The 15,033-nt window shown below is 67.7% G+C and carries 13 protein-coding genes and 1 pseudogene; 12 read left to right on the top strand and 2 right to left on the bottom strand.

Annotated features, from left to right (window positions below; all coding sequences use genetic code 11):
- Positions 1-110: 110 nt before the first annotated feature.
- Positions 111-577 (bottom strand): annotated as a pseudogene (locus tag TsocGM_RS27845) (iron-containing alcohol dehydrogenase).
- 32 nt (positions 578-609) lie between these two features.
- Entirely contained in the window at positions 610-939 is a 330-nt protein-coding gene (locus TsocGM_RS02090; protein WP_126723658.1) for a tetratricopeptide repeat protein, read from the bottom strand.
- Between the two features lie 190 nt (positions 940-1,129).
- Here TsocGM_RS02090 and TsocGM_RS02085 point away from each other — a divergent pair, with 190 nt between their 5' ends.
- From TsocGM_RS02085 to TsocGM_RS02030, 12 genes are all read left to right on the top strand, one after another.
- Positions 1,130-1,498 carry a DUF5658 family protein gene (locus TsocGM_RS02085; protein WP_126723657.1) on the top strand — a complete coding sequence of 123 codons (369 nt, stop codon included), beginning with the start codon at positions 1,130-1,132 and terminating at the stop codon, positions 1,496-1,498.
- A gap of 191 nt (positions 1,499-1,689) precedes the next feature.
- On the top strand, positions 1,690-3,027 hold the full coding sequence (locus TsocGM_RS02080; RefSeq protein WP_126723656.1) for a tripartite tricarboxylate transporter substrate-binding protein: 1,338 nt from the start codon (positions 1,690-1,692) through the stop codon (positions 3,025-3,027).
- 40 nt (positions 3,028-3,067) lie between these two features.
- On the top strand, positions 3,068-4,633 hold the full coding sequence (locus TsocGM_RS02075) for a tripartite tricarboxylate transporter permease (protein ID WP_199756679.1): 1,566 nt from the start codon (positions 3,068-3,070) through the stop codon (positions 4,631-4,633).
- 17 nt (positions 4,634-4,650) lie between these two features.
- Entirely contained in the window at positions 4,651-5,292 is a 642-nt protein-coding gene (locus TsocGM_RS02070; RefSeq protein WP_126723655.1) for a class I SAM-dependent methyltransferase, read from the top strand.
- 439 nt (positions 5,293-5,731) lie between these two features.
- Positions 5,732-6,481: a cytochrome c3 family protein gene (locus TsocGM_RS02065; RefSeq protein WP_199756678.1), complete on the top strand. Its 750-nt coding sequence runs from the start codon at positions 5,732-5,734 to the stop codon at positions 6,479-6,481.
- Positions 6,478-9,705, top strand: coding sequence for a TAT-variant-translocated molybdopterin oxidoreductase (locus TsocGM_RS27500; RefSeq protein WP_126723654.1), 3,228 nt, complete (start codon positions 6,478-6,480; stop codon positions 9,703-9,705). The genes TsocGM_RS02065 and TsocGM_RS27500 overlap by 4 nt, the downstream gene beginning before the upstream one ends.
- Positions 9,706-9,715: 10 nt before the next feature.
- The gene (nrfD, locus tag TsocGM_RS02055; RefSeq protein ID WP_126723653.1) at positions 9,716-11,149 is read left to right on the top strand and encodes an NrfD/PsrC family molybdoenzyme membrane anchor subunit; all 1,434 of its coding nucleotides are present in this window, start codon (positions 9,716-9,718) and stop codon (positions 11,147-11,149) included.
- A 19-nt stretch (positions 11,150-11,168) separates the two neighbouring features.
- A complete protein-coding gene (locus TsocGM_RS02050) occupies positions 11,169-11,711 on the top strand; it encodes a DUF3341 domain-containing protein (protein ID WP_126723652.1) in 543 nt (180 codons plus the stop codon).
- Positions 11,708-12,334, top strand: coding sequence for a c-type cytochrome (locus tag TsocGM_RS02045; protein ID WP_126723651.1), 627 nt, complete (start codon positions 11,708-11,710; stop codon positions 12,332-12,334). Before TsocGM_RS02050 ends, TsocGM_RS02045 begins: the two co-directional genes overlap by 4 nt.
- The gene (locus TsocGM_RS02040) at positions 12,331-13,695 is read left to right on the top strand and encodes a hypothetical protein (protein WP_126723650.1); all 1,365 of its coding nucleotides are present in this window, start codon (positions 12,331-12,333) and stop codon (positions 13,693-13,695) included. Before TsocGM_RS02045 ends, TsocGM_RS02040 begins: the two co-directional genes overlap by 4 nt.
- A 4-nt stretch (positions 13,696-13,699) precedes the next feature.
- On the top strand, positions 13,700-14,125 hold the full coding sequence (locus TsocGM_RS02035) for a hypothetical protein (RefSeq protein WP_126723649.1): 426 nt from the start codon (positions 13,700-13,702) through the stop codon (positions 14,123-14,125).
- A complete protein-coding gene (locus tag TsocGM_RS02030) occupies positions 14,122-15,033 on the top strand; it encodes an SCO family protein (protein ID WP_126723648.1) in 912 nt (303 codons plus the stop codon). Before TsocGM_RS02035 ends, TsocGM_RS02030 begins: the two co-directional genes overlap by 4 nt.

Here is a 15,033-nt window from a genome sequence, read left to right as displayed (position 1 = left end):
CACGGTGCGTCGTCGGATGCCTGACGCGGCATGGGTGCGGCTCCCGGGCGGGGCGATCGGACCCGCCGCGGGTATCGTCGCGTCGACTCAGCTCGCTTTCCAGACGCGGTTCATCGGACGGTTACGATCAAGGTCCCCCGGCCAGCCTCGGAGCCGGTCCCAGCGGTCGTGGGCACGGCTGCCATTGGCGGCAGGAGGGAGGTGATTCGCTCCGACCCTCCGCTCGTCAGGTCGTAGTCGGCCAGCGACCCCGGATGGGTGGCAAGCAGTCGGACGGCCTTCGCCGCGTCGATCGCGCTGCCGCCGCCGCAGCCGACGACGCCGTCGCACCCCGCCTCTCGTAGGAGGCCAGGGCATCGAGGATGTTCCGTTCGGTCGGGTTGGCCTCGACGGCGTCGAACACGGAATGGGACGGGAGGGCGCGTCGAGTCCGTTCGAGCAGGCCGGCAGCGATGATGCCGGGATCGGTGACGATCAGGGGTGTTTGGACACCGAGGCGTTCCAGTTCGGCGGGGAGCTCGGCGACAGCGCCATCTCCGAAACGGATCCGGATCGGGAAGGTGAAGGTGGCGACCATCGCGGCAATGCCCGGCTGCGCCGGCCCCGTCGTCAGCCGAGCAGTTCCAGGAACCCCTGCATTTCATTCGCGGCCTTCAGGTCGCCCCGGGCCCGAGCCGTGTCGATCCCCCGGGTGAAGTAGGCCCGGGCGTGGTCGGCGTCCCCCTCGTCCATGTACGACTGGCCGAGTTGCTGGTAGGCGGCCACCTGGTCGTCGGGGTGATCGGCGATGAGGGCCTCGAGCATCCGACGGCCCTCGTCGACATCCCCGTCGCGCAGGCATTGCATGGCGAGGCCGTAACGGAGGAAGGTGTCGGTCGGGTCGGCGGCGAGGCTGGCCTCGAGCGCCTGGCGGCGGGGCGACTTCTCGGATCCGGCCATCGGCGGTCCCCTCGGGACTCGATCGGGCATCGAGCGTCGGCGATAGGTGGCGAGGGCTTCACGCTATAAGGCGGATGGCCCGTCTGTCAATCGCTGGCCCCGGGGCGTTGCAACCGGCGTCTCTCGGGGGCATCGTGTTCCTGAGGGACGATTGATCGACCGCGACCGCGGCACTCATTCGGGGAGGGTGATGGGAGACGATCGGTGGGGGCAATCCCGGGATCAGGGGCCCTGGCATCGGAGGAGCCTCACGCTGGAGTCGGAGATCTCCTGGCTCTTGTTGCTGAGCATCCTGGACATCCTGCTGACCACCTGGCTGCTGCACCGGGGGCCGCAGTTCGTGGAGTCGAACCCGGTGGCGGCCTGGTTCTTCCGTCGGTTCAACGTGGCGGGACTGGTTGGGTACAAGTTCGCGATCATCGCGGCGGTGGTCGTGATCGCCGAGCTGGTGGAGCGGGTTGCGCCGGGACGAGGGAAGTTCGTCCTTCGGCTCGGGATCGCGGCGGCGGGGGTCGTGGTCCTGTACAGTGTGTCTCTCCACCTGAGCCATCCGTTCTGACCGGCAGGAGAAGTTCGCCGCTCCGGGCCCTTCCGTCGGAGGGCGGCTCGCCCTATCGTGTTGGAGACGCGACCTGACCGATCGGAGTCTCCTCGAGCCGAGACGACCGGATGAGCATCGGGCCGCCGCCCTTCGATCGCCCCGAGCCCTCCTGATTTCTCGGCGACCGTCCTCTCGATCCTCCTCGTGCGATGACCAGACGCCAACCGTTCCGAACTCCGGGGCCGATCGCCCTGCTGCTGCTCGCCTTGCTGGCCGGCTGCGGCGGGGAGAAGGGTTATCCCGACCGGCCGATCATGCTCATCTGCCCGTGGTCGGCGGGAGGAGGCACGGATACCGTCTCCCGGAAAGTGGCCGCGTTGCTGGAGCAGGAGCTCGGGGTCCCGGTCAACGTGGTCAACGCCACCGGAGGGTCGGGCGTGACCGGCCACACCCGGGGGGCGCTGGCGGTCCCCGACGGTTACACGATGACGATGATCACCGTGGAGCTGAACATGCTCCACTGGCGGGGGTTGACCAACATTGGCCCTGACGACTTCCGGCCGGTCATGCTGCTGAACCGGGACGCCGCCGCCCTGTTCGTCCGGGAAGACGCCCCCTGGAAATCGCTGGGGGAGCTGCATGAGTACGTCGCCGCCCATCCGAGGGCGTTGAAGGCCTCCGGCACCGCCCAGGGGGGCATCTGGCATGTCAGTCTCGCCGGCTGGCTGGACGCTGAGGGGATGCGTGCCGACGACATCATCTGGATCCCGATCAACGGCGCCGGGCCCTCGCTCGATGCCTTGATGTCGTCCGGAGTGGATCTGGTCTGCTGCAGCCTCCCCGAGGCGGCCGCGCTGATGGAGGCGGGGCGGGTGCGTTGCCTCGGGGTGATGGCGGAGGAGCGGATCGCCGATTTCCCCGACGTGCCGACGTTCCGAGAGCAGGGCTCTGACTGGGCGATGGGAGGGTGGCGGGGGCTCGCTTTGCCGCGGGGAGTGCCCGAGGAGCGCGCCGAGCGGCTCACGGCGGCCGTGGACCGGGTGATCCACAGCGAGGACTACCTGGAGTTCATGGAGCACTCCGGTTTCAACGTTTCTCCCGCGCCTCCAGACCAGTTCCGGGAGGTCATGGAGCAGTTTGACCGTCAAATGGGCCAGATCCTCACCGGGGAGGCGTTCCAGTCGGTGCGGCGGACCCGGTACGGTCCCATGATCTTTCCGACGGTCGTGTTCCTGCTCATGGCGGTGATTCTCCTCGTGCTGGTGGTCCGGGGGGGACTACGGCGGGCCGAGGACGCCCCGGCGATCGACCGTCGGGGACTGGTTCGCATGGGGATGGTGCCAGGGTTCGTCATGGCGTACCTGCTCCTGGTCGAGACCGCGGGCTATGTGGTGACCGCGGCGGTGCTGTTGTCGGCGCTGATGGTCGGGCTCCGGGTTCGGTGGCCGGTCGCGCTGGGGACGGCGGCGGTCCTCGTGCCCATCACCTATCAGGTCTTCGCCGTGCTGCTGCGGGTTCCGCTGCCCTGGGGATGGCTCGGCTGGTGATCCCGACCCGAGGCGTCGGGGCAGAGGGGGGGAAGGGGCGTTGATCGACCCTACGATCGTCGAGGCCGCGGGCCAAGTCTTGCTCGACCCGGTCGTCTGGCTCGCCGTAATCTCGGCGGCGGTCTACGGCGTCTTCGTCGGTGCCGTGCCCGGGCTGACGGCGACGATGGCCATGGCGCTGCTGGTCCCAGTCACCTACTGGCTGCCTCCATTGCCGGCGCTGGCGGCGGTGGTGACGATGGTCGCCTGTGCGATCTTCGCGGGAGACATCCCGACGATCCTGCTCCGCATCCCCGGCACCCCGGCCTCGGCGGCGTACGCAGACATCGGCAGCGGGCTCTCGGCCCGAGGGAAGGCGGATCTGGCGCTGGTGACCGCGCTGGTGAGCAGCGTGGCGGGGGGCCTGATCGGGGCGGCCGTGCTGATCGTTTTGGGGAGCCAGCTTGCCCAGGTTGGGACGTTGTTCAGTCCGTCGGAGCACTTCTGGCTCTACGTGCTCGGCCTTTCTTGCGCCGTGGTCGTGTCGAGGGATGCACCGGGTCGAGGGGCGCTGGCGGTGCTGTTCGGCCTGCTTGTCTCGACGGTCGGGCTCAGCGCCGTGCACGCCCAATCTCGGTTCACGCTCGGCAATCCGGAACTGTACCAGGGGATCGGCTTCATCCCGGCGATGATCGGCCTGTTCGGCGTCTCCGAGGTGCTGAAGAATCTCATCACGCTGGAGGTCGGCCCGGAGGGAGGGACGGAAGGCATCCCTCCCGCCGGGTCGAACCGGCCGATCCGATCCCTCCCACTGGGGATCGTCCGTCTGATGCGCCGACCGCTGGCGGTGTTGCGTTCCAGCGCCATCGGTTCGCTGATCGGGATGCTGCCAGGGGCGGGGGCCGACGTCGCGAGCTGGGTCTCGCTGGGGGTTTCTCGACGCTCTGGACACGATCCGAGGACTCCCGACGACGAGGCCGCGCTCGACCGGCTCGGGGACGCGACCACGGCCAATTCCTCCGCCCTCGCGGGAGCCTGGATCCCCGCCCTGATCCTCGGGATCCCCGGGGATTCAGTCACGGCCATCGTCATCGGGGTGCTGATGATGAAGGACCTCCGACCGGGGCCGGAGATCTTCGAGAAGCAACCGATCATCGTCTACGGCCTCTACACAATCTTCCTGCTGGCGAACCTCGTCTTGCTGCCGATCGGTCTGGCGGCGATCAAGGCGGGGGGCCTGGTGCTCCGGGTGCCGAAACGCATCCTGATGCCGGTGATCCTGCTGTTCTGCGTCCTGGGAGCCTTCGCGATCAACGGGAGCGGCTTCGACGTCGGGGTGATGCTCGCATTCGGGCTGATCGGCTTCGTCCTGGAACGGCGAGGAGTACCGTTGGGCCCGGTCGTGCTCGGGATCATCCTCGGCGGTCCGCTGGAGGAGCGATTGATCCAGGTCCTCACCGCGTCGGATGGCTCGCCGTGGGCGTTCGTCGATCGCTGGCCCGCCCGGGTGCTGGCGGGCGCCTGGGTCGTGCTGCTGGTTCTCGGGCTGGCTCGGCCTCGACGGAGATCGGGGGGAGGGAGAGGAGAGCCGGTCGGATCGGGGAACTCCTCCCGTCTGTCCTCCTGAGTTCCCCGGCCGGAGCGATGGCAATCCCCAGGGTGGTCGAGCTGGCTCGGATGCTCGTCGGCCGGGTCCTCTCGGAGGGGGACGCGGCAATCGACGCCACTGTTGGCAACGGGCACGACACGATCTGGCTCGCCGATCAGGTTGGCCCGGGAGGGCGAGTCCTCGGGCTGGACGTCCAGCAGGCCGCACTCGCCTCCGCCCGGGGTCGGCTCGAGGAGGCCGGCATCTCCGACCGAGTGTCGCTGGTCCGGGCCGGCCACGAGCGGCTCGACGCCCTGGTGCGAAAGCCGGGGCCCTTCGCCCGGCCAGCCGCCGTGATGTTCAACCTGGGCTACCTTCCCGGCGGCGACCGATCCCGGACAACGGTCTCGGCGACGACCTTACCGGCACTGGAGGCCGCCCTCGGGATCATCCGGCCGGGGGGAATCGTAACCGTCGTGCTCTATCCAGGGCACCCGGCAGGCCAGGACGAGTCGGAGGCCGTGGCCCGCTGGGCGTCGCACTCGGCCCGAAGCCGGGCCGAGATCCTGAGGGCTGAATTGCTCCACCCGGCGTCCCCGTCTCCCTGGCTGCTTGCGCTTTCGCCAAGGCCCGGCCCGCTCCTCGACCGTCCCGATCGTTTCGACAACATCCGGCGCCGACCATCGGCATCGGAGTGAGGGAGGGCCCAAGTCTTTGGACAGGAGCGGGTTCCGGAGCGATTGGTCCGGAGTGTGCGATGGCCCGGCGGTGGCGCCTTGCCGCCGGAGCGAGGCTCGGGTAATCTATTGCGGTCGGGTCAATTCAAAAGCGGCGGCGTCGTTGAATTGACCCTCACACGGGCCCGGTTCGCCTCCCGAGGCCCAAGAGCACCCCTTCCGCCCGGTCGGTCAACCGCCCCCTCACACTCGAGAAGACGTCCCCGAGTTGGTGCGGATCCAGGGGTCATTCCTTGTCTTACGCCTTCCTTCGTGAAATAAATCACGAACTGCAGCGTCGACCCGGATTCGCCGTCCATCGCGGGACGGAGCTTGACGGAGCGGTCGAGCGGCCAGCCGGCGGGTTCCTGGGGAGCGGCGTCCGATTCGTCCCACCTCGGTCGGCGAGTTGAGGAGAGCGATGGCCCAGATATTCCACCCGAGCGCCAACACGCTCGCCCGCCTGAGCCTCATCGGCGCGGCGTTGATCGCCCTGGGGGCGGTCGGCGTGTCGTACATGGTGATTCAGTCCCCGTACCAGACGGACGTGCACGTCGTCAAAGCCCAGCCGGTCCCCTTCTCGCACGAGCACCACGTCAACGGCCTGGGGATTGACTGCCGATACTGCCACAGCTCGGTCGAGGACTCATCCTTCGCCGGGATGCCGCCGACGTACACCTGCATGAGCTGCCACTCGCAGATCTGGACCGACAGCCCGATGCTCGCCCCGGTCCGAGAGAGCCTGGCGCTGGGCAAGCCGATCGAGTGGACCCGGATCCACGACGTGCCGGACTATGCGTACTTCAACCACTCGGTGCATCTGAAGAAAGGCGTTGGCTGCTTCTCCTGCCACGGCCGGGTCGACATGATGCCGCTGGCCTGGAAGGAGGAGTCGATGAACATGGGCTGGTGCCTGGAGTGCCACCGCAATCCGCAGCGGCACCTTCGCCCTCGGGACGAGGTCTTCAACCTCGACTGGTCGGTCGAGGCCAATCAGGACGAGGTGCGGGCCTTCGTTCAACGAGAGGCGGACGCCGAGACCTATGCCTTCCTGACTGAGGACGACTACGTCTCTCAGGAGGAGCTGGGCCAGTTGCTGGCCGCCATGTACGAGGTCCCGACGATGGGCCATGACACCCCCCTGACCAATTGCGCGGTGTGCCACCGATGAGAGAGCCCCAGCACGCCCCCAAGCGGACTCCCCTCAACCTGGCCGCCCTCCGCGCCCGGCTCGATGGGGCCGTCGGCCCCCGCTACTGGCGAGGCCTGGAGGAGCTGTCCCAGACCGACGAGTTCCTCGGCTACCTCCAGCGTGAGTTCCCCGACGCGGCCGATGCGTGGGACGACCCGGCCAGCCGCCGTCAGTTCCTCAAGCTGATGGCCGCCTCGCTCGCCCTGGCCGGGGTGACCGGGTGCGCCTTCCAGCCCCCCGAGCGGATTGTCCCGTACATCAAGGCTCCCGAGGAGCTGGTGCAGGGCAAGCCGCTGTTCTTCGCTACCTCGGCCACCATCGCGGGCGATACAATCGGCCTGCTCGTGGAGAGCCAGGAAGGCAGGCCGATCAAGATCGAGGGGAACGCCCTTCATCCGGCGTCCCCGGCGTGCCTGCTCCCCGGGGAGCAGGCCGATCCCTCGGCCGAGGATGCGCCGATTTCCGCCGCGGTCGGCTCGACCGACATCTTCTGCCAGGCTGAGCTGCTGACCCTCTACGACCCGGATCGATCGCAAACCGTTCTCCGCAACGGCCGCCCCACAACGTGGGAGGCCTTTCAGGAGACGATGCTGGCGCGATTCGACGCTCTCAAGGCCGACGGCCGGGGCGATCGGGTCCGCCTCCTCACCGGTTCGATCACCTCTCCGACGTTGATCGCCCAGATCCGGGCGCTCCAGGAGGCTCTCCCCGGCGTTCGCTGGCATCAGTACGAGCCGGTGAATCGCGACAACGCCCGGGACGGGGCGATCCGGGCCTTCGGCAAGGACGTGCAGCCGGTCTACCACGTCGAGCGGGCCGACCGGATCGTGACCCTCGACGCCGATTTCCTCGCCTCGGGGCCCGGTCACCTCGTCCACGCCCGGGGCTTCGCCGACCGTCGCGACCCGGACAACGATCGGGGGATGAACCGGCTCTACGCGGTCGAGTGCAACCTGACGCTCACCGGCGCGAAGGCCGATCACCGGCTCCCGCTGCCGGCCAGCCGGATCAAGGCCTTCGCCCTGGCCCTCGCCCGGGAGGTGGGGGTGGACGGGGTCGGCGAGCCGGCCGTCGCGCTGCCCGAGGAGGCCCTGGCCTGGGTCGGCGCGGTGGCCCGAGACCTGAAGGGCCATCAGGGGGCCTCGCTGGTCATCCCCGGCATCGGCCAGCCGCCGGTCGTCCACGCGCTGGCTCACGCGATGAACCAGGCGCTGGGCAGTGTCGGCAAGACGGTTTCGTACATCGAACCGGTCGCGCCGGAGCCGGAGGAGGGCAGCCACTCGGAGTCGCTCCGGCAGCTGGTCGACGACCTGGAGGCGGACAACGTCGACCTGCTCGTCCTGCTCGGCGTCAATCCGGTGTACGACGCCCCCAGCGACCTTGGCTTCCGCGAGGCGATGATCGAGAGCCAGGCGCTGCGGGTGCACGTCGGGCTGTATCTGGACGAGACGGGCGAGCTGTGCCATTGGCACGTTCCCGAGGCCCACTTCCTTGAATCCTGGGGGGATGCCCGGGCGTTCGACGGCACGGCGTCGCTGGTGCAGCCGCTGATCGCTCCCCTCTTCGGCGGTCGGTCGGCGATCGAGGTCGTCGCCGCCCTCCGAGGCGAGCGAAACCCGGATGGCCGCGTCCTGCTGGAGAACTACTGGCGAGGCCAGCTCGCCGAGGGAGACTCCCCCGCCGCCGAGGACGGCTTCGCGAAGCGCTGGCGGAAGCTCGTGCACGACGGGGTGGTTCCCGACTCCTCCTCCCCCACGGTCGAGGTCGCGCTCCAGGACGTCGGGGGGCTGGTCGCCGAAGAGGACTTCGGCCCGGCTGCCCAGGGCGAGGGGGAGCTCGAACTGGTTCTCGCTCCCGACCCGACCATCTTCGACGGCCGGTTCGCCAACAACGCCTGGCTCCAGGAGTGCCCCAAGCCGATTACCAAGCTGACCTGGGACAACGCCCTGATGGTTCCCCCCTCACTGGTCGCCGAGGACTCCGGCGGTCCGCTGGCGGGGCTCCAGATGGGGGACGTCGTCGGCCTGACCGTCGGCACGGTGACACTCGACGTCCCGATCTTCGTCATGCCCGGCCACGCCGAGGGGGCCGTGACCCTGCACCTCGGCTACGGCCGGGAGAAGGCGGGCCGGGTCGGGAACGGCACCGGGTTCAACGCGTATTTGCTGCGGACCTCGGCGAACCCGTGGGTGATCCCGGGGGCGAAACTGAGCCGGACCGACCGGACCTACGAGCTGGCCTCGACGCAGCTTCAGCGTTCGATCGAGGGACGCGACCTGATCCGGGAAGCCACGGTCGACGAGTACCGGGCCAACCCCGACTTCGCCCACGACGGCCACCACGTGTCGGCCCGCCACGGCGAGGAGACGCCGTCGCTCTACCCGAGTTACGACTACTCCGCCGACCGGGGCGAGGGCTGGAACGGCCACCCCGGGTATGCCTGGGGGATGACCGTCGACCTGAACCGCTGCATCGGCTGCGCCTCTTGTGTGGTCGCCTGCCAGGCCGAGAACAATATTCCGGTGGTCGGCAAGCGGGAGGTCAAGCGCGGCCGGGTCATGCACTGGATGGAGGTCGACCGCTACTTCGCGATCGAGACGCCCCGAGGCCAGGAGCCTGGGCTCTCCAACCCGAAGGTCGCCTTCCAGCCCCGGTTCTGCATGCATTGCGAGAAGGCCCCGTGCGAGCCCGTCTGTCCCGTCGAGGCGACGGTGCACGACCACGAGGGGCTCAACAACATGGTCTACAACCGCTGCGTCGGCACGCGGTACTGCTCCAACAACTGCCCGTACAAGGTCCGGCACTTCAACTTCCTGAAGTACACCGAGGTCCGGCTCAAGGAGACGGCGCTTAGTTCCGGGGTTTCCCCGCTGGTGCTGCTGCACAACCCGGACGTGACCGTCCGCCCCCGGGGCGTGATGGAGAAGTGCACCTACTGCGTGCAGCGGATCTATGAGGGGAAAATCCAGTCCGAACTTGAAGGCCGTCGCGTGCGGGACGGCGAGATCGTCACCGCCTGCCAGTCCGCCTGCCCGACCCGGGCGCTGGTCTTCGGCGACCTGAACGACGAGTCTGCGCAGGTGACCCGGCTGAAGCAGTCGCCGCGCAATTACGGCATGCTGGCCGAGGAGCTCAACACCCGGCCCCGCACGACGTACCTGGCCCGCGTGACCAACCCGAATCCCGAGATCGCGACGGCGTGAGGCGGACTCGATGGCGCTAGAAACGAACGATCGAGGGCGCGGCGCGCCCGCTCCGGAGCCGGTTCTCGGCCCCGGTCACGACTACACGACGGTCACGGACAAGATCGGGTCGATGGTCCTGACCCGGGGCTTCCGCAAGGAATGGCTCATCGGGTTCGCGCTCGCCTTCGGACTGGTCAACCTGTTCCTGGTCTCGGTCACCTGGCTGCTATTCAACGGCACCGGAGTCTGGGGCCTGCAGGTCCCGGTCATGTGGGGCTTCGCGATCATCAACTTCGTGTGGTGGATCGGCATCGGCCACGCCGGGACGCTGATCTCGGCGATCCTCCTGCTTCTGAGGCAGGAGTGGCGGACGTCGATCAACCGGTTCGCCGAGGCGATGACCCTCTTCGCCGTCGCCTGCGCCGGGATGTATCCGATCCTCCACCTCGGCCGCCCCTGGGTCTTTTACTGGCTGATGCCGTACCCGAACACGATGGGGCTGTGGCCGCAGTTTCGCAGTCCTCTGGTGTTCGACGTTTTCGCGGTGTCGACCTACGCGACCGTCTCCCTGCTGTTCTGGTACATCGGCCTGATCCCCGACCTGGCGACGATGCGGGACCGGGCCAAGAACCGGATCGCCAAGGTCCTCTATGGCATCGGTTCGATGGGCTGGCGGGGATCGGCTCGGCACTGGTCGCGCTACCAGATGGCTTACCTGCTGCTGGCCGGCCTCTCGACGCCGCTGGTCGTCTCGGTGCACTCGATCGTCTCGTTCGACTTCTCCGTCGGCATCGTCCCCGGCTGGCACACGACGATCTTCCCGCCCTACTTCGTGGCCGGTGCGGTCTTCGCGGGGTTCGCCATGGTGCTCACCCTGGCGATCCCGATGCGGCACCTCTACAAGCTGCACGACTTCATCACGGACAAGCACCTGGACAACATGGCCAAGGTCATGCTGACCACCGGCCTGATTGTCGCCTACGGCTACCTGATGGAGGACTTCATCGCCTGGTACGGCGAGAATGAATACGAGCACTTCATGATGCTCGAGAACCGGCCGTTCGGCCCGTACCGGTGGTTCTACTGGGGCCTGATCCTCTGCAACGTGATCGCCCCGCAGTTCCTTTGGTTCCGCCCCTTCCGGCGCAACGTCTACCTGCTCTGGATCATCTCGATGTTCGTCAACGTCGGGATGTGGCTCGAGCGGTTCGTCATCATCGTGGTCAGCCTCAGCCGCGACTTCGTGCCGGCGGCCTGGGAGCACTACACGGCGACCTTCTGGGACTGGTCGCTGTATCTCGGCACCATCGGCGTGTTCCTGAGCCTCATGTTCCTGTTCATCCGGATCCTACCGGCGATCTCGATCACCGAGATGAAGGAACTGGTGCACGAGCAGCACCACCACGCCGGGCGGCAGGGTGACGGGCAAGGCCACGGTGACCACGGGGAGTCTCACTCCTGAGCGGGAGAGGAACCAGACGATGGACGTGACCCACCCGGAACTGTACGGCTACCTGGCCGAATTCAAGACCCCCGAGGATCTGGTCGCCGCCGCCTCCCGAACCCGGGAGGCGGGCTACCGGAACGTCGAGGCCCACTCGCCGATGCCGGTCGAAGGGCTGGCCGAGGCGATCGGCTTCCGCAAGACCCGGATCGCGGCGATCGTCTTCACCGGCGGCCTGCTCGGGGGGATCGGCGGGTTCGCGATGCAGTACTTCGCCTCCGTGATGCACTACCCGCTGAACGTCGGCGGCAAGCCATTCAACAGCTGGCCGGCGTTCATCCCGGTGACGTTCGAATGCACGGTCCTGGCGGCGGCCTTCGCGGCGGTTATTGGGATGTTGTTCCTCAATGGCCTTCCCCGGCCGTATCACCCCCTCTTCAACGTCGAGGAGTTCTCCCGGGCCTCGGTCGATCGCTTCTTCCTCTTCATCCGCTGGGATGACGAGAAGTTCGACGCCGAGCAGACCCGGACCTTCCTCCAGGGACTGAACCCCGAATCGCTGTCGGAGGTGAGGCCATGAGTCGCCCGACCCGACCCGGCGCCGTCCCCTCCGGCCGCCGCATCACCGCCGCGCTGGCCCTTGGCACCGCGGTCCTCTCCGGCCTGGCCGGCTGCCGGAGCGAGATGTACGACCAGCCGCGCTATGACACCTTCCAGGCCAGCGCCTTCTTCCCCGACGGGCTCTCGGCCCGGCCTCTGGTCGCCGGCACCGTTCCGCGCGGCTGGGCCCGCCAGGACGAGCACCTGTACTACGGCCGGGTCGACGGCGCGCTCGCCTCGACCTTCCCGTTCGAGATCGACCGCGCGGTGATCGAGCGCGGGCAGGACCGCTTCATGGCCTTCTGCTCTCCCTGCCACGGCGGCCTGGGGGACGGCAACGGGATGATCGTGCAGCGGGGCTTGCCCAAGCCGCCGAGTTTCCACGAGCAGCGGCTGCGGGACATCCCGGTCGGTCACATCTACGACGTGATCACCCGGGGATACGGGGCCATGTACTCGTATGCCCACCGGATCAAGCCCCGCGACCGCTGGGCGGTGGTCGCCTACATCCGGGCCCTTCAACTCAGCCAGAACGCCCAGGTCAGCGGGCTCCCCGAAGCCGACCGAGAGCGGCTCGAGCAGCCCCAGGAGGCGGCCCAGTGAGCAGGTTCTTTGGCCCCAACGGCAACGGCAACGGCGATGGACTCTCCGGTCGGCTCGAGCGGATCTTCCGGCTCTCGGGCCTGGTCGGTCTGGTCGGCTTGGGCCTCTGCCTGGTCGGCGTGCTCTTTGACGTGCAGCAGGTGCTCCGCTCCTACCTGATGGCCTACCTCTTCTGGCTCGGCCCGGCGATCGCCGGGACGATGCTTCTCCTGCTGATCCATCTGGCCGCCGGGACCTGGGGCGTGATCACCCGCCGCCCGCTCGAGGCCGCGGCCTCGACCCTCGTGCTCATGGTCCCCCTGTATCTCCCCATCGCCATCGGCCTCGGCCAGATCTACCCCTGGGCCGGCGCCGAGCACGGCAGTGAGGCCCATGCGGAAAGGGATGACGGGGAAGCGGTCGCCGAGCATTCCGCCGAGCCCGAGGACGAGATCGGTGGGGTCCAGCCAGAGTACACCCTCGACCCGGAGGGAGCTGCAGTCGCTGCGACCGACGACGGCCATGCGGCAGGCTTCAACCACAAGGAGATCTGGTTCAATCGGGCCTTCTTCTTCGGCAGGGCGGTCGGCTACTTCGCGATCTTCGGACTGCTGGCACTGGCCATGACCCGATGGTCCGCCGAGCAGGATCGAGCGGAGAACCCTTGGCTCCCGACCCGTCGTTTGGCGGCGATTTCCGGCCCCGGGCTACTTCTCGCCTTCCTGACGGCCACGTTCCTGCTGTTCGACTGGGGCATGTCGCTTGACCCCGAGTGGTACTCCACCCTCTATGGGGCGATGCTGATCATCGGCATGGGACTGCAGACCTTCGCCCTGACGAACATCGTCGTCACACTGCTGACCGACGCCGGCACGTTCGAAGGTCTGGTCACGCCCAAACGTCTCCGGGACCTGGGCAACCTGATGCTCGCCTTCGTCATGCTCTGGGCCTACACGACCTATAGCCAGTTCCTGATCATCTGGAGCGGCGACCTGAGCGAGGAGATCCCCTGGTATCTCGAGCGATCCGCCCACGGCTGGCAGTACGTCGCCGCGTTCCTCGTGATCTTCCATTTCTTCCTGCCGTTCCTCGTGCTGCTTTTCCGCGCGAACAAGGAGAACACCTCCCGGTTGAGGACGATCTCGGCCGTGATCCTCGGCGTGCACGTGGTCGATGTGTACTGGCTGCTTGCTCCGTCACTCGGCTACGACTCGCCGGTTCCCCACCTGTTCGACCTGCCCGCCCTGATCGGCGTCGGCGGGCTCTGGGTGGCGGCTTACTGCTTCTTCCTCAACGCCCGCCCGATCCTGGCGAAGAACGAGCCGAAGCTCGTCGAACTGCTGGCCAGCGACCGGGCCCATGCTTCGCACTCGAGGACCTGACGAGATGTCCGAGCACGATCATGCTGATCACTCCCTGAATCCCCATGCTCGGGGTCACCAGGAAGACCGGATCGACGTCGGCGCCATCGGCGTCTTCGCGGTCGGGCTGGTCGTCTCCGTGACGATCGTGTTCCTCGTGGTTGCCTTCATGATGGCTCGGTTCCGCGACGCCAACCGGCGCAAGGCCGAGGACCGCCCGCCAATGATGGCGCTGGAGGATCCCGCGCTCTTTCCAGGTGCTCGGCTCCAAGAATCTCCCGGTCGGGACATGCGGAAGATGCGACAGGAGATCGAAGCCCGGCTCGGGTCTTACGGCTGGGTCGACCGCGAGGCTGGCATCGCCCACATCCCCATCGATCGGGCGATCGCCTTGACCGCCGAGCAGGGACTCCCAACCCGTCCCCACGCCCCGGAAGGGTCTGCCGAATGACCGCCTCCTTCCGTCCGTGGTCACTGGTCGTCGCGACGCTGACGCTGCTGGCCGCCGCGCCGGCGCCGTTGGCCTCCGGTCAGCCTTCCGTGACCCGGACGGATCGGCCGGAGTTGGCCCCCCGATCCGGCATCCTCAGCAAGGTGAAGTTCGAGCAGAAGCCGGGTGCGCAGGTTCCCCTGGACCTTCGCTTCCGGGACGAGTCCGGTCGGGTCGTCCGCCTGGGAGACCTGCTCGGCGACAAGCCGGTGATCCTCACCCTGGTCTACTTCGATTGCCCGTTGCTCTGCAATCAGATTCTGGACGGCCTGACCCGAAGCCTGAATGTCCTGGACGATTACACTGTCGGCTCGGAGTTTGAGATCATCAGTGTCAGTATCAATCCCAAGGATGTTCCGGAGTCGGCCATCGCCAAGGAGGCCGCGGTCATGCGGGCCTACCACTTCGCCAGCGAGGAGGCCCGGGATGGCTGGCACTTCCTGACAACCGACGACTCGGACACGATCGACGCGCTGGCCGACTCGGTCGGCTTCTCGTACAGCTTCAACCCGAAGACCAACCTTTACGCCCACGCGGCCGGGATCATCACCCTGACCCCTGATGGCCGCGTCTCCCGCTACGTCTACGGCATCAGCTATCCCGCCCGGGATCTCAGGCTCGCCCTGTCAGAGGCCTCGGGAGGCAAGATCGGCGGCGTGGTCGAACAGGCCCTGCTGCTGTGCTACGCCTACGACCCGGAAAGCGGGACGTACAGCTTCGCGATCATGAACGTCGTCCGCCTGCTCGGCGTCGCCACCTTGGTGGGCCTGGCGTGGTTCATCACCGCGATGCTCATTCGAGACCGGCGCCGGGCGATGTCCCCCGCCGGCCAAATCGAGAAGACCCCGGACGCCCACCTGGACCGCTAA

The organism is Tautonia sociabilis, from assembly GCF_003977685.1.
Taxonomy (GTDB): domain Bacteria; phylum Planctomycetota; class Planctomycetia; order Isosphaerales; family Isosphaeraceae; genus Tautonia; species Tautonia sociabilis.
Note: the sequence above shows the minus strand (reverse complement) of the source record. Positions and strands in the feature narration are given on the sequence as shown.